General features: G+C 72.1%; 24 protein-coding genes. 9 read left to right on the forward strand and 15 right to left on the reverse strand.

The window, feature by feature from the left end:
* Positions 1-53: 53 nt before the first annotated feature.
* The 8 genes from OG373_RS13840 to OG373_RS13875 are packed head-to-tail and all read right to left on the reverse strand — an operon-like array spanning position 54 to position 8,363.
* Positions 54-632, reverse strand: a complete 579-nt coding sequence (locus tag OG373_RS13840; protein ID WP_405438501.1) for a DUF4913 domain-containing protein — start codon at positions 630-632, stop codon at positions 54-56.
* Positions 622-2,367 carry a type IV secretory system conjugative DNA transfer family protein gene (locus OG373_RS13845; protein ID WP_405438502.1) on the reverse strand — a complete coding sequence of 582 codons (1,746 nt, stop codon included), beginning with the start codon at positions 2,365-2,367 and terminating at the stop codon, positions 622-624. Before OG373_RS13845 ends, OG373_RS13840 begins: the two co-directional genes overlap by 11 nt.
* Positions 2,364-3,968 carry an ATP-binding protein gene (locus OG373_RS13850; RefSeq protein ID WP_405438504.1) on the reverse strand — a complete coding sequence of 535 codons (1,605 nt, stop codon included), beginning with the start codon at positions 3,966-3,968 and terminating at the stop codon, positions 2,364-2,366. The genes OG373_RS13845 and OG373_RS13850 overlap by 4 nt, the downstream gene beginning before the upstream one ends.
* 5 nt (positions 3,969-3,973) lie before the next feature.
* Positions 3,974-5,425: an SCO6880 family protein gene (locus OG373_RS13855; protein ID WP_405438506.1), complete on the reverse strand. Its 1,452-nt coding sequence runs from the start codon at positions 5,423-5,425 to the stop codon at positions 3,974-3,976.
* Positions 5,422-6,879: a hypothetical protein gene (locus tag OG373_RS13860; RefSeq protein WP_405438507.1), complete on the reverse strand. Its 1,458-nt coding sequence runs from the start codon at positions 6,877-6,879 to the stop codon at positions 5,422-5,424. Before OG373_RS13860 ends, OG373_RS13855 begins: the two co-directional genes overlap by 4 nt.
* The gene (locus OG373_RS13865) at positions 6,876-7,679 is read right to left on the reverse strand and encodes a hypothetical protein (RefSeq protein WP_405438509.1); all 804 of its coding nucleotides are present in this window, start codon (positions 7,677-7,679) and stop codon (positions 6,876-6,878) included. Before OG373_RS13865 ends, OG373_RS13860 begins: the two co-directional genes overlap by 4 nt.
* A 1-nt stretch (position 7,680) precedes the next feature.
* Complete coding sequence (locus OG373_RS13870; protein ID WP_053169072.1) at positions 7,681-7,974, reverse strand: hypothetical protein; 294 nt, start codon at positions 7,972-7,974, stop codon at positions 7,681-7,683.
* Positions 7,971-8,363 carry a hypothetical protein gene (locus OG373_RS13875; RefSeq protein ID WP_405438510.1) on the reverse strand — a complete coding sequence of 131 codons (393 nt, stop codon included), beginning with the start codon at positions 8,361-8,363 and terminating at the stop codon, positions 7,971-7,973. The genes OG373_RS13870 and OG373_RS13875 overlap by 4 nt, the downstream gene beginning before the upstream one ends.
* 712 nt (positions 8,364-9,075) lie before the next feature.
* Between OG373_RS13875 and OG373_RS13880 the strand changes: the two genes are divergently transcribed.
* Complete coding sequence (locus OG373_RS13880; protein ID WP_405438512.1) at positions 9,076-10,140, forward strand: NlpC/P60 family protein; 1,065 nt, start codon at positions 9,076-9,078, stop codon at positions 10,138-10,140.
* Between the two features lie 83 nt (positions 10,141-10,223).
* Here the strand turns inward: OG373_RS13880 and OG373_RS13885 are convergent, their stop codons facing one another.
* Positions 10,224-11,363, reverse strand: a complete 1,140-nt coding sequence (locus tag OG373_RS13885) for a hypothetical protein (protein WP_405438514.1) — start codon at positions 11,361-11,363, stop codon at positions 10,224-10,226.
* 173 nt (positions 11,364-11,536) lie between these two features.
* Between OG373_RS13885 and OG373_RS13890 the strand changes: the two genes are divergently transcribed.
* The gene (locus OG373_RS13890; protein ID WP_405438516.1) at positions 11,537-12,019 is read left to right on the forward strand and encodes a hypothetical protein; all 483 of its coding nucleotides are present in this window, start codon (positions 11,537-11,539) and stop codon (positions 12,017-12,019) included.
* Between the two features lie 145 nt (positions 12,020-12,164).
* The gene (locus OG373_RS13895) at positions 12,165-12,656 is read left to right on the forward strand and encodes a hypothetical protein (RefSeq protein WP_405438518.1); all 492 of its coding nucleotides are present in this window, start codon (positions 12,165-12,167) and stop codon (positions 12,654-12,656) included.
* An 82-nt stretch (positions 12,657-12,738) separates the two neighbouring features.
* On the opposite strand, the gene OG373_RS13900 is transcribed toward OG373_RS13895, so the two are convergent.
* Positions 12,739-13,002 (reverse strand): hypothetical protein, encoded by a 264-nt coding sequence (locus tag OG373_RS13900; RefSeq protein WP_405438519.1) that lies wholly within the window; start codon positions 13,000-13,002, stop codon positions 12,739-12,741.
* On the opposite strand from OG373_RS13900, the gene OG373_RS13905 reads away from it, so the two are divergent.
* Complete coding sequence (locus tag OG373_RS13905; RefSeq protein ID WP_405438520.1) at positions 13,001-13,714, forward strand: XdhC family protein; 714 nt, start codon at positions 13,001-13,003, stop codon at positions 13,712-13,714. The two genes, OG373_RS13900 and OG373_RS13905, sit on opposite strands and share 2 nt — an antisense overlap.
* Positions 13,715-13,744: 30 nt before the next feature.
* Here OG373_RS13905 and OG373_RS13910 read toward each other — a convergent pair whose 3' ends face one another.
* Positions 13,745-14,068, reverse strand: a complete 324-nt coding sequence (locus OG373_RS13910; RefSeq protein WP_405438522.1) for a plasmid stabilization protein — start codon at positions 14,066-14,068, stop codon at positions 13,745-13,747.
* A gap of 110 nt (positions 14,069-14,178) precedes the next feature.
* Here OG373_RS13910 and OG373_RS13915 point away from each other — a divergent pair, with 110 nt between their 5' ends.
* Positions 14,179-14,574, forward strand: coding sequence for a DUF6479 family protein (locus tag OG373_RS13915; RefSeq protein ID WP_397729081.1), 396 nt, complete (start codon positions 14,179-14,181; stop codon positions 14,572-14,574).
* Between the two features lie 74 nt (positions 14,575-14,648).
* Here the strand turns inward: OG373_RS13915 and OG373_RS13920 are convergent, their stop codons facing one another.
* A complete protein-coding gene (locus tag OG373_RS13920; RefSeq protein ID WP_405444048.1) occupies positions 14,649-15,533 on the reverse strand; it encodes an ATP-dependent DNA ligase in 885 nt (294 codons plus the stop codon).
* Positions 15,533-16,429, reverse strand: coding sequence for a non-homologous end-joining DNA ligase (gene ligD / locus OG373_RS13925; protein ID WP_405438523.1), 897 nt, complete (start codon positions 16,427-16,429; stop codon positions 15,533-15,535). Before ligD ends, OG373_RS13920 begins: the two co-directional genes overlap by 1 nt.
* Positions 16,430-16,460: 31 nt before the next feature.
* Here ligD and OG373_RS13930 point away from each other — a divergent pair, with 31 nt between their 5' ends.
* Positions 16,461-17,624 (forward strand): Ku protein, encoded by a 1,164-nt coding sequence (locus tag OG373_RS13930; protein ID WP_405438525.1) that lies wholly within the window; start codon positions 16,461-16,463, stop codon positions 17,622-17,624.
* Positions 17,625-17,665: 41 nt separating this feature from the next.
* Here the strand turns inward: OG373_RS13930 and OG373_RS13935 are convergent, their stop codons facing one another.
* A complete protein-coding gene (locus OG373_RS13935; protein WP_405438527.1) occupies positions 17,666-18,541 on the reverse strand; it encodes a nuclease-related domain-containing protein in 876 nt (291 codons plus the stop codon).
* Positions 18,542-18,727: 186 nt separating this feature from the next.
* Here OG373_RS13935 and OG373_RS13940 point away from each other — a divergent pair, with 186 nt between their 5' ends.
* The 3 genes from OG373_RS13940 to OG373_RS13950 all read left to right on the forward strand — a co-directional run bounded on the left by OG373_RS13940 (position 18,728) and on the right by OG373_RS13950 (position 21,549).
* Complete coding sequence (locus OG373_RS13940; protein WP_405438529.1) at positions 18,728-19,381, forward strand: hypothetical protein; 654 nt, start codon at positions 18,728-18,730, stop codon at positions 19,379-19,381.
* 138 nt (positions 19,382-19,519) lie between these two features.
* Positions 19,520-20,269 (forward strand): hypothetical protein, encoded by a 750-nt coding sequence (locus tag OG373_RS13945; RefSeq protein WP_405438531.1) that lies wholly within the window; start codon positions 19,520-19,522, stop codon positions 20,267-20,269.
* A gap of 41 nt (positions 20,270-20,310) precedes the next feature.
* Entirely contained in the window at positions 20,311-21,549 is a 1,239-nt protein-coding gene (locus OG373_RS13950; protein WP_405438532.1) for a histidine kinase dimerization/phospho-acceptor domain-containing protein, read from the forward strand.
* Between the two features lie 1,025 nt (positions 21,550-22,574).
* On the opposite strand, the gene OG373_RS13955 is transcribed toward OG373_RS13950, so the two are convergent.
* The gene (locus OG373_RS13955; protein WP_405438535.1) at positions 22,575-22,841 is read right to left on the reverse strand and encodes a hypothetical protein; all 267 of its coding nucleotides are present in this window, start codon (positions 22,839-22,841) and stop codon (positions 22,575-22,577) included.

The raw sequence follows: 22,841 nt of genomic DNA on the forward strand, positions 1-22,841 counted from the left end.
GTGTGCGGCTGCTGCATCGAAGGCATCGAAGTTGAGGATGTTCTGAGCTGTGGTCAGTCCGCCTCAATCTGGCTCCACGCGCTGGGCACGATGCCGGGCATGCGGTGGCCGATCTGGTGCTCGCCCTTGGTGCAGCCTGCGAACGGTCCGGTGGAGTTCCGCAGTTCCCGCAGGCAGGGGTCGAGATGGTCCCGGTGCCACGCCGACGGCCCGGTGTACCCGCAGGTGGCCGGGTCGGTGAGCTCTTGCCATGCCAGCCACAGGGCGTGCAGGCGCGCGACGGCGACGGGGTGCTCGAACCACAGGTGGCACCACCTGGCGTCGGCGGACGGCTCGGCCAGGTATCCGGGTACGAGTACTCCTTCCACCCATTCGATCAGCGCGCGGAGCTCGTCGTCGTACTGCGGGGAGTCGAGGAGCAGGATGAACGGCGGAAACTGCGCGTCTCCGCCCTCGTCCTCGTCGGCCGCCGATTCGTCGTCTGCGGAGGACTCGCCGTCGTCGGTGTCGGCGCCGTCGGTCAGCTCCTGGACCTGCGCGGAGAGGCGGGCGATCTGGGCCTTGAGGTCCTGCAGGTCCTGGAAGAGCCCGATGGGCACCACGAGGTCCGGTCCGTCTGGCTCATCGGCCACCGCGGGCCGCCTTCCTCTGCTCGTGTGCCGCAATGGCCCGCTTGGTGATGGAGAGCTCCTCGGCGGCCATCTGCGGGCCGATGTGGGCCATGGCCTTCTCCGCATACCAGGGGCGCAGGCTGATCTGGGCGACGGGCATGCCGGTGGCCATCAGGAGGGCTGTGCCCTTCTTCATGGCGCGGATCTCTGCGGGGTCGAGTACCTGCTCGCGCTGTTCGGAGTAGCTGCGGCTGTAGCCCTCCTTGCTCTTGGAGTAGGAGCCGCGCTCGACGTGGTGCGCGCCGGTGAGCGTGCTGACGTCGCCGGCGAACTTGGCGTCGTCCAGGCCGACGCCGATCAGTTTCTTCGTCGCGGCCGACCACAGGGCGTCCATGCCGACCTCGCCCCAGGCCTTCACGCCCTGCCGGTAGCTCTGCAGGATGACGAACGGGGTGATCCCCCGGGAGCCGAGGTGGCTGTAGAGGTCGGGGAGGTCTGCGATGCGGCAGATGTTGGCGGCCTCGTCCAGGACGGCGCGCATCGGCTCGGGCAGGCGGCCGCCGTGGCGCTCGCCCGCCTCGGCGCCGGCGGTGAAGACAGCGTCCGCGAGCGCGGCCACGACCGCGGAGGCGGGGCCGCCCTTCTTGCTCAGCAGGTACAGCGTGTCGGTGCTGGTGGCGAAGTGCTCGGGGTCGAAGGCCGGGCGGTGCTTGTCCGGCGTCACCCACGCGAGGACCTGCTCGTCGCGCAGTGCGGACATCGCGGTCCGGGCGTTCTGGTAAATGCCGGACTGAGTTTCCTCGGCAATGTTGATCGACGAGTCGACCTGCTCGGCGAGCACCGGCTCGTGCTGGTAGAGGACCCGCAGGGGGGCCTTCTCCTTGGGGTCGGACAGCCACTTCATGACGTCGCGGACGCTGCCGCCCTCCCACCAGGCGGCGCGGAACAGACCGACGAGGAGGTCACCCGCGGCCTGGCTCCAGAACGGGTCGGCCTGCTCGGAGGTGATCTGCGTGACGAAGTGCGAGGCGAGCCGTTCGGCGCCCTCCAGCGTCTCCGCCTGGGCGACCATGTCCCACCACATCTCCCGCTCGGACTGGGCCACGCCCTGGGTGTCGAGAATCCAGGCCTGGCCCTTCCGGGAACGGGAGATCAGCGTCGCGGCGTAGACGTCCGCCTTGTTGGACGTCATCAGCAGGGCGCCGGGCGCCTCCTCCGCCACGGGGATGGCCAGCGACGTGGACTTGCCGGCGCGGGGCGCCATGATGGCGACGTAGGTGTCCTCGTCAGAGCCGCGCAGCTCCACCCCGGACGGCAGGTGGTCGCCGAGGAGTACGCCCCGGTCGCGGGCCGGGAGGTCCTTGGGCTTGGTGTTCCTCAGGGAGATCCGCAGCCGGGTCGCGGTGCGGGCCGCGTGGTCGGGTGTGAGCTCTCGGACCTGGTGCAGGGTGGCCAGGCCGGCCGGGTTGCGGAACCAGCGGAAGGTCACCCGCAGGCCCCACACGACCAGGGCGACGACGGCGAGGTCGAAGGCGGCGGCGCCGACGGCGGAGGCGGTCTGCGAGTGCGGCCACGCCCCCGACCAGTCGGTGGCCATCTGCCACGCGGCCACCAGAGAGAGGGGGAAGGAGGTGACGTCCTCGCCGGTCAGCAGCGCGCCGGCCGCGGCTCCCGCCCAGGTCGAGACCGACAGGGTCACCGCGCCCCCGAGAAGAATGCCGCCGAAGGCCCATGCGCGGTCGTTCTCGGTCATCATCGGCTGCCGCTCCCCGAGGTCGTCGTCCGGCGCTGGTTGGTGTCCGTGCGGTAGAGGCGCTGCTCGGTCGTGGTCAGTTCGAGCGCGGACGCGATGCCAGGCCTCGCCCCGACCTTGATCATGTATTTGCCGCGGCCCGGGTGGCGGGCTCCTTCTTCCTCCACCTGGCGGCTGCCGTCCCCAGAACCGTCGTCGTCGCTGTAGCTGGGGTCGATGTCCAGGCCGGTGGAGGTCGCCGACGACCACGAACCGATCATCATCCGCTCCTGCTCCGTCAGGGACCGCTTACCGGTGACGCGTTGCAGCTCCTCCTGCGAGGAGGCTCCGATCACCCAGGTGTCGCAGCGGTCCATCAGGCCGCGCGCCTTCGCCCGGTCCATCTCCGTCGGCAGCGCCTCGACGTCGAGCAGGGAGTGCGTCACGTAGATCGTCACGTCGTCCGTGACGCGGTTGAGGCGGCTGATCGCGTCCATGGCATCGACCAGGCCCGGCCCCGAGCGCAGCGCGCGCCACATCTCGTCCATGGGCAGCACGAGCTTGCGGTCCATCAGGCCGATCGAGCGGGCGCTGTCGATGCTGCTGTACGTGTACGCCCAGGTGGCGATCATGCCCGCGCTGACGACCTCGTTGCCGCGGGCCCGCAGGGCGGAGATGTCCACCGAGACCGCGGGCGCGTTGATGTCGAGCGGGGTGGTGGTGGGGCCGTCGAACAGTCCTCGCAGCGGGCCGCCTATGAGGTTGTCGAGTCCGGCGATGACGGAGCGGGTCAGGTCCCGGTAGCGCTCGCCGTCCGCGGACAGCTTCGCCCGCAGTTCCTCCGGCCCGTGACGCAGGACCCGAACGACGTCGGCGACGACCGGGTCGGTGCCCGACTCGTGGGCGGCGGAGGCGATCTGCACGGCGGTGTCGAGTGCGCTGCGCTCGATCTCGTCCGCCGGCCGCCCCAGTCCGACCTTGGTGGACAGCAGGGCGACCAGGGTCTCCAGCCGCCGGCCGTTGAGGACGTCGAGCAGTGCCTGCCGGCGTTCGACGGGCAGGGTGTGGACGCGGCCCTTGAGCGGGCCCGAGTCCAGCGGGTTGATGCGGCCGATGCCGTCACCGATCCGCACGACGGAGCCGCCCAGTTCGGAGATCAGGGTGCTGTACTCGCCCTTGACGTCCCCGGGGACGCACACCATGTGGCCGTACGCCGAGTAGACCAGGCACACGCGCTTGACCAGCGCGGATTTACCGGCGCCGGGCTGACTCATCACCCACACGCCGGGGTTGGTCGTGAGCTTTCCGGTCCAGCCGGACGGGTCGATGCACACGAGCTCGCCGGTCAGGACGTCCCGGCCGACCGGGACGCCGCGCGGCGGCAGGCCGGAGCCCAGCAGGAACGGATAGACCCCGCTGGCCTGGGTGGTGGGGCCGGTGTAGACGGCGCCGGTGTCCTCGACGGGTACCCGCCCGCCGAACCGGCCGCCCCAGCCGAGCCGGGGAGCGAACCGGTCCCGCAGCTTCTTCTCGGCCCGGCGCTCCTCGCGGCTCGGGGCCTGCTCCACCGCACGGGTCACGCGCTTGGGCGTGGTCACCGACGGCAGCTTCGGCGTGCGCGCCATGATCATCAATCCTTAACGAGCGGGTTGTAGCCGATCGGCAGCCCGGCCGCGAACACGGCGGCCTGAGCCCCGTAGGCCGGACGCATGCGGATACCGCGCATGGCCTTCACCGCGCGGTCGAGTTCCTGGCGTGCGGCGGGCAGGTCGGTGGCGGTGCGGGCGGTGACGGTCACCATCAGCGTCCAGTCCGCGACCTGGGACCCGCCGGCCATCTGGGCCGCGGCCTGTTCAGCGCGCTGGGTGTCGGCCCGCTGGGACCACTTCGCGCGGCCCTTGACCTCGGCGGTCGCCTGCGCCCGCTGGTGAGCGTGGCTGATCTCCCGCTCCAGCACCGCCTCGCCCTCGTACGGGTCGAGCACCCGGTAGGCGAGGGTGATCCTGCGCTGGAACTTGCCGGGCGCCAGCAGCGGCAGGAGCACGCTGTACGCGATCGGCCGGCGGGGCATCTCGCGCAGCACGTAGGACAGGGACACCCCGCCGTCGTGGGCGTATTCCTCCCATCCGTCGTCGGCGGCCTGCGGCCCGCACTCCGACCAGCTGAGGTCGGAGAACTCGCCGTCGCGGGCGTTGAAGACCGCAGGGTCGTACGCGCTGCGCACCAGGCGGCGCAGGTCCACGTCGGTCGCACGGCGCTCGATGTCGGTGCCGGTGCCGGACAGGTCCAGCGAGTCGACGGTCTTCAGGGCCTCCCCGACCTGCTCGGCGAGGTCCGTGGGCGGGTTCGCGGCGGCGTTGGGGTCCACCGTGACCGACATCCACGACGCCACCGAGGCGGTGGCCCGCGGGGTCGTGCGCACCAGCTCGTTGATGATGGCCTTGGCCAGCTCCGGCGCGCCCGGGTCCTGACGGGATGCCACGTCGTCACCGAGTGCGTCCCCCGCCCCGGGGGTGATCTGGATCGTCACGGACGCGCCCCGGATCAGTTCGTCCGTGCTCATGGCGTCCAGCACCGATCCCCAGGTGCGCAGGCTGCTCTGCACCGAGCTGGTGGGCGCCATCAGGCTGCCGCCCGGGGCGAGCAGGGTGCTGATCGTCATCCGCCCTGTCACCCGGTCGTGGACGACGCCGACCGACTTGCCCGAGGTCGGGTCGTGCGCCTTGATGAGGGTGGACGAGGCGCCCACCCCGGGCAGGTCCAGCGCGTACGGATGCGGCAGCAGAAGCCGCCGGTAGGACGTGGCCTCGATCCGGGTGGCCCGCCGCCACGACGCCTTCGCCCAGTAGTAGGAGAGCGCGGACATGCCGTGGCGACGGGCGGCTGCCAGCCCGAATCCCGCGAGGGTCAGCGGCAGGGTGACCAGCAGGGTGATCGGCGCCTGCGTGCCGATCACTCCGTCCGCCAGCAGCACCATCGCTCCGACGATCGTGGCGCTCTTGGAGAGCCCGCCGAAGCCGAAGGACCGCCGGGTACGGAACCCCTCGACCATCAGGGTCCGCGGCACCTCGTGAGCCGTCACTGCTGATTACCCCCGCCCATTTGTTCACTTGCGCCCTGGACGGTGTCGTTGACGCCGTCATAGACCTTGATTGCGATCGCAGCCGGGCCTGCTGCAGCAGCCGTACCGGTAGAAGCCGCTGTTCCTGCCGAACCGGTCGTGGCCGCGGTCTTGCCGGCGCCGACGGCTGCTCCTTCGCCCGTGGCCTGGGCCGGAATCCGTCCGCTCTCGTTCCGGGCGGCCTGGGCATGGGCGTCGGCGCCCGCGGTGCCGTCCTGGCCGCCGCCGCCCTGCGGGCCCATGCTCTGCTGGACGTGCTGCGCGTGCTGCACAGGGCTGGTCGGCTCCCCGCCACCACCGCCACCGTCGCCACCGACCTTGTCGCCGAAGAAGCCTGCGGCAGCACCCAGGGCACCACTGGCCCCGCCCATGGCCATCCCGCCGCCGACCGCAGCGCCGAAGGGCGCGAAGATCTTGCTCAGGGGACCGGGGGCGAGTACCCCGAGGAGCAGGGTGGCGCAGCCACGCAGCCATTCCGCGAGGGTCTGACTCTTACCGAACTCGCTGAAGCCGGTGCACACGATGATCGCGAGAATCGGCTTGTAGGCCACGATGACGAGCCCGCTCGTGATGAGCTTCGGTGCCCACTGGCGGGTGACGTCGCCGCCTGTCCGTCCTGCGCCGGCCACGGGCAGAAGCAGGCAGATGATCGGAATGGCGCTCTGCCGCAGGAACACCATGACCAGCTGCACGAAGCCGATGATGACCATGAGTTGCACGATGCCGAGCATGAGGATCGGGTTGCCGATGCCCTTGGGGATCATCACCGCGATGATCCGCTCGAGGGCCGCGTTGTCATCCTTGAACACGGAGTTCACCAGGCCCGCGCTGATGGCGTCTCCGATCACCAGCAGCGTCGCGAAGAGAGTCACGCCGATGGTGGACAGGACCATGTTCTCGACCCAGCCCAGCATGGAGCGGCCCACGTGCTTGGCCTGCCCGGTGAGGGCCATCTTGCCGATCTGCCACATGACCCCCGCTGCGGCGATCACCAGCCCAAGCCACACGAGCATGCCCGCGAGCGTGGATTTCCCGCCCCACAGGCCAGTGCTCGCCAGGTCCACCGACGGCCCCATGAGCGCCACGGTCAGAACCTTCTTGAGGACCCAGTTCGCCGCGTCCTCGATGGCGACGATGATGTCGCCCAGCATGCTCTTCTTGACGTTGTCCCACTCCTCCTTGATCTTCTCGGAGGCGGCCTTGCTGACCTTGTCGCAGAGATTCCCGCTGCCGAATCCTCCGGCAATACTCCCCACGGGGCCCAGGATCGCTCCCCCCACCACACCGGAGGTGAACTTGCACGCCAGGCCGACACCCGTGGCTATCGGGTCGGCGGCCGCGGGCTGTGGCGCGGACACCGACATCGCGAAGATCGCGGCCAGGGCGAGCAGCAGGCCCGCCAGGCGCCGTCTCACGACGCTTCCCGAATGGCCGTCCAGCCTCCCGCGTTGAACTCCGCGTCGCCGGGCGCGACCATCGGCGGCTGGGCCTCGCCCGCGATGTCCTGCTGAGCCCGCCTGATGGCGTCGGCCGTCAGCTTCCAGTCACCGTCCTGCCACTGCACACCCAGCAGGGTGCGCGTGTAGGAGCTCTCCTCCTTCTGCGTCTCGCCGTTCTTCTGGACCACACGGCCCAGCAGCCACACGCTGACCTCGTCGGCCGACTTCTTGATCACCTTGTAGCCGACGACGTGACCGCGCACGTAGGCACCGGACGGCAGCGGCTGCCCGGAGCTGACGCCCATCTCCTGGGCGAGGGTCTTGTCGGTCTGCCCGGCTTCGAGCTCGACCCGCTCCGCGGCCTGCGCAGACTTGTCGGCCTTACCTGCGTACGAGTGGTAGATCCGCAGCTGCTCGTCGGTGGTGGACTGCTCGCCCTCGATGCGGGTGCTGTTGGCGGCCGCGGCCATCGCGGCGGCGCCCTCCACGGTGCGCGGGAATCCGACCTGGCTGCCACGGTCGTCCGTGCGCTGCCCCCGCGGCAGTGCCGTCCACCGCTCGGGCTCGGTCCAGTCCGCCGGCGCCGCGTACGTGGGCGCGGGGCTCGCCGCACCGGACGCTCCCGGGCTCGCGCTCGCCCCGCTCTTGGCCGGGGCATCCGCCCCGCCGTCGCCGCCCGCCAGCAGCGAATAGGCCGTCAGGACCAGGACCGCGGCCAGCGCTGCGCCGGCGGCCCACACGCCCTTGGTGTTCCACGTCCCCCTCGTCCGCGACATGTCAGCCACCCGCGATTCCGTTGAGGATGGTGATCAGGGATCCGGCCAGCAGAATCGCCGCCACCCCTCCGCCCATCCACTTGAACGGCTCGCTGCCGCCGCCGCTGCGGCTCTTGTCCGACACCGCGAGCTTGTAGACGCCGAACGCGGTTCCGCCGACCCCCGCGAGGATCAGCAACCACAGCCCGTAGCCGAAGATCTTCGTGACGGGGCCGTCCATCCCGGGAATCGCGGTAGGCGATCCGCCCGGGATCAGCGCGGCGAGCGTGAAGAGCTCGGTGGAGGTGGTGGTCATCGTCTGGTGGTCCCTTCCATGGTGCGCCGCAGCCGTCCGGCGGCGGCCAGTACGTCTTTGTGTTCCAGAGCCTCATCAGCGGTCCTGACGCCGCGCAGCACCGGCAGGTACGCAACCCTGGCCACCCCGGCCAGACGTCCGCCCAGGGCGCGCAGCAGGTAGCGCGCGTCGGGAACCGGCGGGGCCGGGGCGTCCGAGACGAGCACCAGCCAGGGCTTCGGCAGAGGGCCCCAGCGCTGGAGCAGTTCCTCCACGCAGGTCATGCCGTAGACCGTGCTCTCGGCCAGCAGCACCGGCTGCGCTCCGTAGGGCACGGGCTCGGTCGGCGCCAGGACGCGGGCCCGAGCGTCGTCGGCGTCGCCGTCGAGCATCCGAGCAACGGTCGCCACCGCAATGCCGTGTCCGTGCGCGGGAATCAGCGCGTAGCGGAGTGCAACCGTCGGCGCATGCGCCGGGGTTGATGTCACCGGTTGGATGGTCACACCGCAACTCCCCCCTGTGTTCTGTGTTTAAGGACCACGAACCTGGTTCGTGGGACCCCTGAGGCTAGCGTGTCCCTCTGTCAATCCGGAGCAGGGTTTTTCAGATCATCGGAGGTCAGGTCGTGGATCGTGTCCGGCGGAGGGGCATCGGCGCAGGGGGTGTGTCCGATTCCCGACTCGTACGAAGAACTGGACGTCACGAAGATCATCCCTGGCATCTCTTTTCACGCCAAATCCCGAAGATGGGTTCCAGCCATACTCACGAGGTGCCGGAACCCGCTCCCGAGCCGCCCGGGTTCGCCCGGCACGAGAGACCTTGCGAAGCCTTCGCGATCCGAAATCTCCACGCCTGGACGACCTCTGACCCCGTACAACAAGCGCCACCACGCCACCCGCCGGACGCGGACACCCTGCCCGCAGGAGCGCAGTCACCCCGACGGCCGGCGCATGCACCGCTCACGCCCCGACAAGCGGACCCGCTGGCTCCGGCGCTTCCGGGCGATCTGACCCCACCTCAACTCGAAAGCGCAGGTGAACCATCACGTGATCTAGTACGCGCGGAAGCGCACCACCCGAACAACGACAGCGAAGCGAGACTCAAGCCCGCGGGGGGACCCATATGAAAGTGCTCGTCGGAGCCGCCATCGCGGTGATAGCCGCCATCGTGCTGCCGCTCACCGCCCTGGCTGCCGTCGTGCTCCTCGACGGTGACGCCAAGGCCGCCGACGCAACCGACGGGGGCGGCGGGCTCCAGGGTGTGCCCGCCGAGTTCCGGTCCTGGATCCTCCAGGCCGACGCGGCCTGCCCGGAACCCGAGATGACCCCGGCACTGCTCGCCTCCCAGCTGTGGGCGGAGTCGGAGTTCAAGACCACCCGGAGCGAGGCGACCTCCCACGCCGGCGCCCAGGGCCCTGCCCAGTTCATGCCCGGAACCTGGGTCACCTGGGGCCGGGACGCCGACGGCAACGGCGAGGCTTCCCCCTGGGACATCGGCGACGCCGTGACGGCTCAGGGCCGCATGATGTGCTCCCTGCTCAAGCAGGCCAAGTCCTCCGGATACGGCGGCGACCCGCGGGCGCTCGCGCTCGCCGGATACAACGCCGGGTGGGGAGCCGTCGAGGACTACCGCGGCGTACCGCCCAGGTCCTTCGCCCGCGGCGAGACCTACGACTACGTGCACGCCATCCTCGCCGACCTCCCCCGCTTCCAGGGCTCGGGCCTCCTCGAGGTATCCGGCTCCGGCAGCGGTCCGGATGCCCTCCGCAGAGCCGCAGCCCGAGCAGGCACCCCCTACTCCTGGGGAGGTGGCAGCCCCTCCGGCCCGACCACCGGCTTCTGTGACGGCACCAACGGCTACCTGAACGGCAGCTGCTCCGCGAGCTCCACCGTCGGATTCGACTGCTCCTCGCTCGTCCAGTACGCGTACTGGCCCAGCATCCAGCTGCCGCGCGTCGCCGCCGCCCAGTACGGCGCCACCTCCAGCCGAGCGGTCTCCCGCGACGCCCTCAAGCCCGGCGATCTCCTCTTCTGGTCCCACGGCAGCTCGGGCAGCATCTACCACGTAGCGATCTACGCGGGCGACGGTAACGTCCTGCACGCCCCCCGCACCGGCCGCGTCATCGAGCTCCAACCGCTGACGTCCGCCATGCCGGCCGGGGACTACTTCGGGGCCACCCGCCCCTGACCCCTCCCTCTCCCCCCGCCGCCGGACACGCGCGTGCCGCAGACCCTTGTTCGGGTCTGCGGCACGCGCGTGTGGGGGCGCGGCTATCGGGTCTTGCCCGACTTCGCCGCCGGCACAGCCTCCCGGTGCGGGGCCACACCCCGCTCGGAAGGCGCGGCGCCCTTCACCGCGTGCGGCTTAATCGGGCCCACCGTCGACGACTGCGACCGCGCCGCCGCCGTGCTGACCACCGGCCGTCCTACTGCCGGAGCCTCGCCCGGCGGGTGCGACAGCACGTGGGCCGCTGCGTGGGCCAGTCGCGACCCGAACGTTCCCGGGCCCTTCTCCCACGAGGTGTCCTTCATCAGCCCGGCAAGATGGTCCGCGAGCGGCTTTCCCTCGCTCTCCATCTTCGCCATCCGCGCGGCCACCAAAGGCCACTGCTTCGCGGTGACCATCAGGTTCGCGTCCTGCTCCCGGCCGGGCATCGCCTCCTTCACCAGCCGCACGTACCTCTCGTTCTCCTGCAGCGAGATCGAGAGCTGGCGCAGGGCCCGCACGCGGTCGCCCAGGTCGAGATTTGCCGGAGTGTCGAGCCCGGTCGTCAGCGGCCCCCACGACAGCAACGCGTCCCGGCTCGCGGGCGGCGCCTCGCCGGCCGCGAGGACCTTCCCGATCGCCCGGTCGACGCCGAGGCCTTCGTCGTGCGCGTCGGCGAGGATCTGTCGTACGTCCACTCCGCGCTCATCCAGCCGCCCCATCGTCGCGGCGATGTCCGGCCACGTCGGAGAGGACAGGATCGCTTCCCGCACCGGTCCCGCCGGCAGCGTCTCGCGCAGCAGCTTCTCCCACTGCCCGGTGCCGTCGCGGGCGATCCGCTGCTCGTTCGCGGCGACCTGGTCCCGCACGGTCACGGCGATCTCGCCGACACGCGGCAGCAGCTGCTCCAGGTCCACGCCGGCCTTCTTGAGCGCCATCATCTGCTGGGCGAGCTGCGGCCAGTCCGCGCCCTTCAACAGGGCCACCGAAATGTCCGCGGGCAGGAGGTCCTTCAGTTCCTCCTTCGCGTCGGTGGCCGCCTGTTCGGCGGGCGGCAGCTCCTCCTCCGTGCCCTTCTTCTGCCGCTGCTGCTGCCGTCGGACAGCATCAGCGATGGCCATGATCAGACGCACCGACATGACGGCGCTCTGCACCGCCTCGCCCGCCGCCTCGGCGAACGGTTCCCCCTCGGTGGGTGTTGCCACTGCTCGTCTCCCCTCGTTAGCGGGCCCGCCTCGGGCCCTTGGGCTGCTCGTCGCCGGGCGGCCCATGCATGCATCGGCGCTGGCGCCCCTGGCTAGCGGGTGGGTGCGGGCGCCCCTCCCCGTGCCATCCCCCAGCCCTCGACGACGGGCTCCTGCCGTAGGCATCGGCGGCCGTGCTGCGCTGCTTCCGCCACCCGTCCAATCGCCATGTAAGCACCTCGGCCGCCGACTCCGCTGAGGACAACTCCCGCCGTCGGGCGACCGATACCAGTGCATCGGCAGGCTCTTCTCCTGCCCGGCTGGTCATCGCCCGTGAAGCGGTGGTGGAGGTGCCGGCCGAGCCGGCTGGCCAAACAGTGGACGTGGTCGAGGACAAGGTGGTGGCCGCCGCGATGACGGGATCACCGGTTCCCTGCCAGAACGGGCAGCTGGCCAGGGCTGTCCTCACGCCGGACTACCAGCGGATCATCTCGGTGCTGGAGACCGAGGCGGCGGCGGGCCGGGACAAGGCTCGGGCCAAGGACCTCGCGACGGCCCTGGGACCGGACGCGGTGCCGGCGAAGATCGAGGGAGTACGTTCGCGGGCAAAACGCGTGGCCGAACGCGGGTGGATCACCCGGCACCAGTTCGGGGAGTTCAGCATCCTGACGGCGTGACGGCGTGACTGAACCCGGATCGTTTGCCATCCAAGGTGGACCGACCAACTGAACAGGTCTGATAGCTCCGTTGTTAGGGTTCGGTCCTGTGACTCTTTCAAATCCCGCAGCCAAAACGCGGTTCCTCGTCCTGCACGACTATGGGATGGGCGGTTCATGGTGGTGGGTCCACGCGCGGTCGGCCCGCGAGATCCTGGAAACGTTCGCGTGGACCGAGGTTGTCACCAGGCAGGAGTCGGTCACCTGGGCCGAGGGCGACAAACTCGAAGAAGTCGACATCGATGCGCCACTCATGCCTCCAGGTCTGGACGACCTGCGGGCCAAACGCGACGTACAGCGCGGGCTTCCTGGCTTCGGCGCCCTCGCGGACAGGAGCATCGTGTACGTGCGGCGTCACTGGGACGGCGAAGACGACGGCGGCCCGGTCTACCTCATGGAGGTCGAATCGGACGGGCGCCGGACCCGCGAAGTGGAGCTGGCTGAGGACGGGAGCGGCCGCATCAGGAGCGGACCTGACGACTGGCCCTTCAACCCGCCGGTCGTCGACTTCTTCGATCCGGAGTTGGCAGGCCAGGAGATCACCCGGGAAGAGTTCGAGAAGCAGTGGGAACGCGCCGTACCCGCTTCTGGCCTGTAGCAGACCACGGCACGTGATCCTTCTTCGATGGCAAACGGGCCAAGCTCGGTGACAGAGAACAGTGAGGGCGTGACGGCGCGGTTCAGGCTGCCAGGGACATCGACGTCGTGGTTGTCTGGGTGCGGCGGGCGAGGCGGCGGCACATGGTCATCGACCACAAGATCATGGACTCGCTGGTGGCGGGCAGCGTCTCGTAGTCGCGGACCAGCCGACGCGAACGCATCAGCCAGCTCAGCGACCTCTCGACCACCCACCGCCTCGGCAGCACCACGAAACGCGGCTCGTCACTCCGCTTGACGATCTCCAGGACGAGGTGGAGTCTCTCCCGTGCCCAATCGACGAGCATGCCAGTGCAGCCGCCGTCCGCCCAGATCAGACGGAGCGAGCGGTGTGCGTGGTGGGAGCTGCTCGGCGACGGGGTCGGGGTGGCGCTGGTGACCCGGCTGAACGAGGCCGCCGACCGGGCCGCCAGTGGGGTCGTACGGGCCACCGAGGCGCCGCGGGACGACGCCGGGCGGCGTGCGGGAGAGCTGCTGGCGACGCGGCGGGCCGGGCGGGACGCGCTGTACGGGGAGTCCGGGCTGGTGCTGGTCGAGGCGTTCCCGTCGGCCCCGTACGTGGTCATCGGCGGCGGCGGTGAACTGGCCGGGATCATCGAGCGGCAGGCACTGCTGCTGGGCTGGGAGGCCGTGCTGGTCACCGCGCCGGAGGAGGCGGCCAAGGTGCTGGAGGCGCGCCGGGACGCCGCGTGCCTGGTCATGCTGAGCCACGAGGAGTCGTTCGACGTGCCGACGCTGCGGGTGGCGCTGGACCTGGGGGTCCCGTACGTCGGCGCGCTGGGCTCGCGCAGGACCACGGCGCGGCGGCGGGAGGGGCTCCTCGCGGCCGGGGTCACCGGGGCCGAACTGGCGCGGGTGCACGGCCCGATCGGCCTGGACCTGGGCGCCCGCACCCCGGCGGAGACCGCCTTGGCGATCTGCGCCGAGATCCTGGGGGTGCTCGGGGCGCGTGGGACCGCCGGCGCCCTGCGGGACACCGAGGGCCCCATCAACTCCTAGAACCCCCGGTCGTCGTCGACGATGGCGACTTCACTCCCCCAGCGCCCGCTTGAGCTGTGTCTTGTTCATGTCCGAGCGGCCGTGGATGTTGCGGCGTCGGGCTTCGGCGTAGAGCTGTTCGTACGTGGGTCCCTGCGCGCCCGAGTGGGAGTGCAGGCCCCCGCGCCGGGCCGAGGAGATGTCCTCGATCGATTCCCTGCCGGCGGTCCTGGATTCGCCGGCCCGGGCCCGTTCCTTGTTCACCGTCCGGGCGGCGATCTCCTTCGCCTTCTCCTCGGGCTCGCCGCGCTGCTCCAGACCTTCCTTGATGTGCTCGTACTGTCGTTCGCGCTTCGGGGAGGATCCGCGGGGCATGGCCTGCCTCCTTCTCGTTCCGCGTCCAGGTCTGGCGTGTACCCCGGATGGCTCACGCTATCCGGGGCACAGCGACGCATATCGGACAGGAGTGAGTGAAAATGGTCCGTATGGACACGACCCTGAGCGTGGACGCGACCCTCACCGACATCGCCTGGTTCCTGGTCGTCGGGATCCTCGTCGCCGGCTTCCTGCTGGGCGGATTCCTGCTGGGCAAGAAGGTGCGGGCGAAGGAGCCACCCCCGCCCACCGCCGAGAGCCAGCCGCATCTGCCGGAGGGCGGCGCGGTGTACGAGGTCCGTGAGGAACGGGACCAGGTGGAGATCCCGGAGGGTGGCCTGCGGCCGCACGAGATGCAGGGCTACGGGAACTTCGGCTCCACCACCTCCACCCATCCGGAGGAGGTCCGGGCGGAGAGGGAGTCCGGCTACAAGCTGCCGGAGGGGCCGGGGCCGCATCCACAGCCGGGGGCTCCGCCGGACGCCGGACGCGGCGCACACTCCTGACGTGACCTGACGCGTCCTGACGTCCCCTGACGTGCCCTGACGGACTGACTCCACCGGCCTCTGACCCGCGCGGGTCAGAGGTCCGTCCGCAGTCGGAGCACCTCCGGCGGCGGGTGCCGCGCCGAGGTGTGCCGGACCTCCGCCGTGAGCGGGGGATCCAGCGGCCGGAAGGGGACGTCCCCGAACCCGATCGCCGTGACCGTGGCCAGGGAGGGCGAGGCCGCCCCGCGGGCGGCCACCTCGGCCGCCACCTCCGTGCGCAACGCCGCCGTCAACGGGCTCGACACCAGCGGGGTCTCGTCCCCGACGGGCAGGACCAGCACCAGGGCGAGCGGCCGGCGCGGGGTGCCGGTGTAGCCGACCACCGCCGCGTCCCGGACGTCCGTGTGCCGCAGCTTCTGCCAGCCGCGCCGCCCGGCCGGGTAGGCCTGGTCCAGCCGTTTGACGACGAGGCCCTCGATGCCGCTGGCCGGGAGGGTCTCGTACCAGGTGGCGGCGAGTTCCGGATCGGTCGTCATCGGTACGGGCTGGAGCGGTGGACCGAGTGGCAGGAGCAGGTCCACGAGGAGGGCCCGGCGGCGCTCGTACGGGCGGGCGCGCACGTCGAGCCCGGCCAGTTCCAGCACGTCGAAGGCGGCGTACGAGGCCGGCAGGCGCTGGGCGAGTACGGCGGCCCGCGCCGCGGTGGCCGCCGCCCGCCGCTGCACCAGCGCGAAGTCGGTACGGCCCGCTTGCCAGACCACCACCTCGCCGTCGAGCACCGTGTCGGCGGGCAACTGCAGCGCCGCCGCGGCCAGATCGGGGAAGGCGCTGGTCACGATGCGGCCGGAGCGCGCCTGGAGCGTCACGTCGGTCGCCGAGCGCAGCACGACGAGCCGGTGGCCGTCGAACTTCGGCTCGTACGCCAGTCCCGCCCCGCGCGGCAGGGTCCGTACGGGCGCGGCCAGCGCGACGCGGATCACGGCCGGGCCCCCGGGAGCGGGCGGGCCCGTTCGGGGTCGGTCAGCGGGCCGAAGAGGTCCCCGTCGCGGGCGAGCCTCGGTGCGATGTCGTCGGCGAGGAAGACCAGGCCTGCTGCGGTCCGGCAGGCTTCGACCTCCGCCCAGGAAACGGGCGCGGAGACGGTGGGCCGGGCCCGTGCGCGCAGGGTGTAGGGGGCTGCGGTGGTCTTGGCGGCGGCGTTCTGGCTGTGGTCGACGAAGACCTTGCCGGGCCGCAGCGCCTTGGCCATGCGGTGCACCACCAGGTCCGGGAGCTCGCGCTCGGCCTCCTGGGCGAGCCGCTTCGCGTACGCGGACACCCGCTCGGACGGGGTCGGCTCCAGCGGCACGGCCAGGTGCATGCCCTTGGAGCCGGAGGTCTTGGCGTAGGCGTGCAGGCCGTCGGCGGTGAGCCGCTCGCGCAGCCAGAGCGCGGCGGCGCAGCACTCGACCACAGTGGCGGGCGGGCCGGGATCGAGGTCGAGGACCAGCCGGTCGGCGAGGGCGGGGCGGCCGGCGGTCCACTGGGGGGTGTGGAACTCCACGACGAGGTTGGCGGACCACATGAGGGTGGCCATGTCGGCGACGACCACCTGGGCGGCGGACAGGTCCTCGGAGCGCGGCACGGGGGTGGTCTTCACCCAGTCGGGCGTGCCGGGCGGCGGGTTCTTGGTGAAGAAGAGCTGGCCGTCGGGCCCGTCGGGATAGCGCAGGAAGGACACCGGCCGGTCGTGGATGTGGGCGAGCAGCGGGCCCGCGACGGTGGCGTAGTAGTGCAGCACCTCGCCCTTGGTGAAGCCGGTCTCCGGGTAGAGGACCTTGTCGAGATTGCTGAGCGCGATGCGACGACCCTCCACCAATGTGATCGGCGTCATACGATGAGACTGCCACGAAACGGGAGGAACCGTGCGATCCATTTGGAACGGGGCGATCTCCTTCGGCCTGGTCAGCATCCCGATCAAGCTCGTGAACGCCACCGAGAGCCACTCGATCTCCTTCCGCCAGATCCATGTGAGTGACGGCGGGCGCGTCCGGTACCGCAAGGTGTGCGAGCTGGACGGGGAGGAGGTGCCGAGCACCGAGATCGGCAAGGGGTACGAGGAGGCCGACGGGTCGATCGTCCCGATCACGGACGAGGACCTGGCGCAGCTGCCGCTGGCGACCGCGAAGACCATCGAGATCATGTCGTTCGTACCGGCGGAGGAGATCGATCCGCTGCAGATGGACGCGGCGTACTACCTCGCGGCGAACGGGGCGACGGCTGCGAAGCCGTACACGCTGCTGCGGGAGGCGTTGAAGCGGAGCCGGAAGGTCGCGATCGCCAAGTACGCGCTGCGGGGGCGGGAACGGCTGGGGATGCTGCGCGTCGTGGACGACGTGATCGCGATGCACGGACTGTTGTGGCCGGACGAGATCCGGGCGCCGGAGGGGGTGGCGCCGGAGGTCACGGTGTCCGTACGGGACGCCGAACTCGACCTCGCGGACGCGCTGATGGCGACGCTGGGGGAGGTGGAGATGGCCTCGCTGCACGACGACTACCGGGAGGCCGTGGAGGCGATGATCGTCGCCAAGTCGGGCGGGGCGTTCGAGCCTGCGGAGGCCGTCGTGGAGCCGGCCGGGGGGCAGGTGATCGACCTGATGGCGGCGTTGGAGAAGAGCGTGCGGGAGGCGAAGGCCTCCCGGGGGGAGGGGGGCCGCATGGCGGAGGCCTCCGGTGAGGCGGATGGCGGGGCGGAGGGCGGGGCGAAGGCCGAAGTGACGCCGATTCGGCGGAAGGCCGGGGCCCGTGCGGGGTCGGGTGCGGGCCGGAGTGCGGCGGCGCCGAAGGCGGTGGGCGGGAAGAAGTCGACGGCGGCTTCGGCGAAGAAGACGGCGGCGGCGGCCGCTACGAAGAAGAAGACGACGGGCACGGGCAAGTCGGCGGCGGCGAAGTCGACTTCGGGTGCGTCGAAGTCCACGGGCAGGGCGGCGGCCACGAAGAGTACGGCCAAGACGGCGGCGGCCGCGAAGAAGACGGGCGGGGCGGCGGCGAAGAAGGCGGCCACGCCGCGGAAGCGGACCTCTGCCTGAGGGGCGGGGCGGGGTGGGGTGGCGCCTGCGGCGCTTTCCCCCTACCCGCCCGTTCCCGAAACCCGGGGCTCCGCCCCGGGCCCCGCGCCTCGAACGCCGGCGGGGCCGGGAAATGGGGCGGGGCGGAGCCAGGTTGTGGTGTCTCGGGCTCGGGCGAAGAGGGAGTCGATCTCCGGGGGTTTCAGTGTCGTCGGGGACGCCGCGAGGTTCGGGGTGGCGGTCGGGGGCTGGAGGATGCGGATGTCGCGGACCGTGCGGGCCGTCTCGACGCGTGAGGCGTCGACCACCGCCAGCGCCGGGGTGACCTTCGCCGACAGGGCCGCGGCCGCGTAGGCCGCCGCGCGGCGGATCCAACGCGGGTCCGGGCGGGGCTCGGCGCGGCCCACCGTGAGCAGGAGGTCGCCGATCACCGCGCGCTGGCGGCGGCCCGGGACCGTACGCACGCAGAAGATCCCCGCCGGTCCGATGAGCAGGTGGTCGATGTGGCCCGGGCCCGGGAGCGGGACACAGTGCAGGACCCGCCAGCCGTCGGGCTCCAGGGCGTCGAAGGCGTCGCCCATCCGCTGTTGCGCCGTCAGGTCCTGGCGCAGCCGGTGCCGGGCTCTGGTGCCCGCCCGGCCGTGTTCCAGTTCTCCCAGCAGGGTCTCCCCCGGCCGGTTCGGGGCCAGGTCCGCGTCCGGCCCGAGGGCGAGACGCCGCAGGTCGGCGGCGGTGGGCACCGGGGGCGGGCCGATCGAGACCGTCCCATTCAGGTAGGGCCGCAGCACCGCCAGGATCGCCTCGCGGTGGTCGTCCGCAAGGACGCTGATCCGGTTGGCCTGCCGGTCGTACCAGGCAACCGCCTGCCCGTCGGGCAGGTTGACGTACAGCCGGCCGCGGCCGGGCCGGCCGCTCGGCAGCACCTTGAGTCCGCGCATCGCCCTCACCCCCGCCGTCCATGGGAGCAGCCGGGACGCCGCACGGCAATCCCTCGGATGTGTAACGACTCCGACGGGACGTTGCGACTCCGCTGTTACACGAACGGGGCGGTGCTGCAACGGCCGGGCCCTAGGTTTGACCCACCTGGATGGCCCAGGCCCTGACCGGCACCGAAGGACTTCTCCGTGAGCACCGTCAGCCGCCGCACTCTCGTTCGCGCCGCCGCCGTGACCGCATGCGCCGGAAGTCTGCTGGCGCTGCCCACCGCCGCCGCCCTGGCCGAGGGGGTGCCCGCGGCTTCGTCCGCGCACTCCGCGGCCCCGCACCTGAGCCTCGTCAAAAGCCTCTCGCTGGCGGACGGGGTGTCCACGGCGAAGGTCTACCGGACGGCGCGGGGCGGCTACCACGCCGAGATCCTGGCGGCCGACGGCACCAGGGCCGCCACGCTGACCAGCCATGACGGGGTCACCGGCTTCGGCGGCACCGGGGAGCTGCACGCCGCGCTGGACTCCACCGGGCGGCTGACCTCCTGGGTGGGCGACGCCCCCGCCCCGGGCGCCGACCACGCCGTGGACGGGGACGGGTACAAGACGGGGACCCGTACCGGGGCCCATGGCGGGCAGGTCGTACCGGCCTCGGTTCCGCAGGCTCCTCGGCAGGCGGCCGCCGGGGGCACCCGCACCGTGGCCGAAGGCTCCGGCGGGGGGCGGCGGCTGAGTACGCTGGCGGACGGTCCGGGCGAGGGTGTGCTGCTGCTCGCGGCCGCGGGCGGTATCGCGGCCGTCGGCGCCGCCGGGCTCGGCTTCGCGATGCTGCGTCGCGGGCGCACCGACAGCTGAGACCGCCGAGGGGGCTGTGACGGCCGAGACAGCTGTGATGCCCCGGTCTCGCGGTAAAGGTATGTACCTCCGCATATGGTTGACGTGATCGAGCGATTTCGAGCGTTGGCGTACGGCGGGCAGGAGGGCGCAGGGGCTGTGAACAGGTTGCGCTTGCGTGTGGCCGCGTACCCGCTGCTCCCGGTGCTCGCCCTGGTTCCGCTGCTGGCGGGTTGCGGGGACACCGGTGGGCTGGTGAGCGCCGGTTCGACACCGACCGCGAGCGGGCCCGTACACCTGTGGCCCGACCGCCGGGGTGCGTCCGTACCGCCCGCCGATCCGGGTGGGGCCCCGCCCGAGTACATCAAGGGGATCCCGCCCGTCCACGACCAGGACGTGCACGCCGTCGACCCGGTGGCCCTCGTCCAGGCGGAGCTGCGGGCCCGTCCGAACACCGAGGTCGGCGCCGACGGCATGCCGGCCGCGACGGCGGCCGCGATCAGGGAGTGCGCGAAGGACAGGGACGCGAGGGCCGACGAGGATCCCGAGGCGTGCCCGGTGCAGAAGCCGTACTACCGGGACCTCACGGGCAACGGCAAGGACGAGCTGATCGTCGGCATCGAGTTCCCCGACAAGATGATGTCGGTACGGGTGTACACGGCCGACCCGGACGGGCGGCTCAACCGGATCATGGCGACCACGGAGACGATCGTCTCGGTGGAACTGGCCGGGCGTGACGTGATCCTGCGGGTGCCCAGCGGCAACCACGGCTACGAGCTGATCACCGCCTGGTCCTGGGACGAGAAGCAGCTCACCATGCTGCCGACGCGCGAGCAGATCGCCCGGGTGCCCGGTGGTCCGCAGGCCCCGGGGAGCCGGGAGCCCGCGCCCGTGCCGGGCCGGCGATGAGACCGGCGGGGCTGCCGGGGGCGCCGGGGACGCCGAGGCTCATGAAGCACCTGAAGCTGCCTGCCTGGACTGCCACGCTGACCTGGAAATCGGCCTGCTTCATCGTGGTGATGTGCTGCTCGCTGGCGGCCGTACTGGGTGCCCTCGTGCACGTGGAGGTGACCCGGCAGACGGTGGCCACGGCGCGGGAGAAGGCACTCGGCAAGCTGCACGACGTCTCACGCGCGTACGAGGCCGGCGAGCCCCTGCCGCGCGGCGCGGGGCTGGACCCCGTGGGGCTGCCGCCGGAGCTGCGCGCGCTGGCCGTCAGCGGGCGGCGGGGCACGCTGGTGGCGGACCACCGGGGCCGCCCGACCATGTGGGCGGCGGCTCCGGCGGACGGCCGGGCGCTCGCGGCCGCCGTGGACTACGGGCAGAGCTCGCGCACGATCAGCGGGCTGGACCACGCGATCATCGGCTCCTCGCTGCTGGCGATCGGCGGCACGCTGCTGGTGGGCGCGTTCGCGGTGACCCGCGTGACCCGGCGGCTGCACCAGACGGCGCTGGTGGCGCGGCGGATCACCCAGGGCGACCTCGACGCGCGGGTGGACGACCCGCGGACCAGGACCCCCTCGCGGCACCAGGACGAGGTGGCGACGGTGGCGGCGGCGCTGGACACCATGGCGGGGAGCCTGCAGTCGAAGCTGGAGAGCGAGCGGCGCTTCACGGCGGATGTGGCGCACGAGCTCCGCACGCCGCTGACGGGCCTGCACGCGGCGTCGGAACTGTTGCCGGAGGGGCGGCCGACGGAGCTGGTGCGGGAGCGGGTACGGACGATGCGGCAGCTGACGGAGGACCTGCTGGAGATCTCCCGGCTGGACTCGGGCAGCGAGGTGGTGGAGAGCGATCTGCACCAACTGGGGCGGCTGGTACGGCGGGTGGTGCGGGCGTCCGGGACGGACACGGAGGTGGTGGTCGTCCGGGACGCGCACGTGGAGACGGACCGGCGCAGGCTGGAACGGGTCCTCGGGAACCTGGTGGCCAACGCCCACAAGCACGGGCGGCCGCCGGTGGTCCTGACGGTGGACGGGCCGGTGGTGACCGTACGGGACCACGGGGACGGGTTCCCGGAGTACCTGGCGGCACACGGCCCGCAGCGTTTCCGCAGCGGCGGCGGCAAGGGCCACGGGCTGGGGCTGACCATCGCGGTGGGGCAGGCGGCGGTGATCGGGGCGCGACTGGAGTTCCGGCGCGCGGAGGGCGGCGGCGGCCTGGCGGTCCTCACCCTGCCGGGTTCCTAGCCGGAGGCTCGGCGGGTGGCGGCGGTGCGCAGCGCGGGCCGCGGCCGGGCGGGGGCGGGGGTGCGCTGCGCGGGCGGTGTTCGGGCCGGGCAGTTTCGGCCGGGGGGCACGGGGGCGGCAGTACTTTGCGCGGGCCGCTCTCTGGCCCGGCCTTCTCGGCCGGAGGCACGCGGGAGGCGCGGGCTGCGCCCGGGGCCCGGCGTCCTCAGCCGGAGGCAAGGCGATGCACTGCGCGGGCTCGGGCGGTTCCGGCCGGGGGCGCGGGGGCGGCGGTGCATTGCGCGGGCCGTGGCCGAGGCTGGGCGCGCGCCGGGGCGTCTCCTCGGACGCCGAACCTGACGGGAGGTCGGAGCGCGCGGCGGCGGTGCGTTCGGCGCCCTGCGGGGAGCGCCCCGACACACACCCAGCCCCGGCCTCCGCACCCGGCCCGAGGCACGTCCGGGTTCCCGGCCGGAGGCTCAACGGGCGGGCGGCCTCCCCCGCAGGTTCATGGCCGGAGGCTCAACAGGCGGGGCGGCCTCCCTGCCGGGTTCCTGGCCGGAGGCCCGACAGGTGGGCCGGACTCCGCGCCGCGGGACGGGGCGGAGGCTGGGCACAGGTGGGCCGCGCTCCCCCGCGCGGAACGGGCGGAGGTCGGGGACACCTTGGCCGTACTGCTACGCCGTGGGGACTGGGCGGAGGTCGGGGACGGGTGTGTGTCGGGGCGATCCCCGCAGGGCGCCGAACGCAGCGCCGCCGCGTCTTCCGATCCCTCGTCAGGTTCGGCGTCCGAGGAGACGTCCCGGCGCGCGCCCGGCCCCGGCCGCAGCCTGCCCGCCGGCCCCGGGTCCCGGCTCCGGCTCCGGCTCCGGCTCCGGCTCCGGCTCCGGCTCCGGCTCCGGCTCCGGCTCCGGCTCCGGTTCCGGCTCCGGCTCCGGCTCCGGCTCCGGCTCCGGCCGCAGTCCACCCCGCCGGCCTCGGGCCCAGCCGCAAGGCGGCCCGGCGGGCTCGGGTCCCGGTGGCTGTAACAGTTCGGCCCGCCGGTCTCAGGCGTCCGGCTTCGTCCAGGGCCAGCGGAGTTTGGGCTTCGTGCCCGAGGGGCGGAAGTCGTACTTCCAGCCCTTCTGCAGGCCCAGCCGCTTGGAGTACCCCGCCGGGACGCGTTCGTACAGCAGCACCGTCGGCGGGCCGCCGTCCGGTGCCGGGACCGGGATCTCGTACCACTTCGGGGGGTGTCCGGTCGGGCCGAGGAGGACCGGGAGGACCCGGCCGTCCATGGGGCCGCCCTCGAACGGGGTCGGTTGGCTTCTCAC

This window comes from Streptomyces avidinii, assembly GCF_045161815.1.
Taxonomy (GTDB): domain Bacteria; phylum Actinomycetota; class Actinomycetes; order Streptomycetales; family Streptomycetaceae; genus Streptomyces; species Streptomyces avidinii.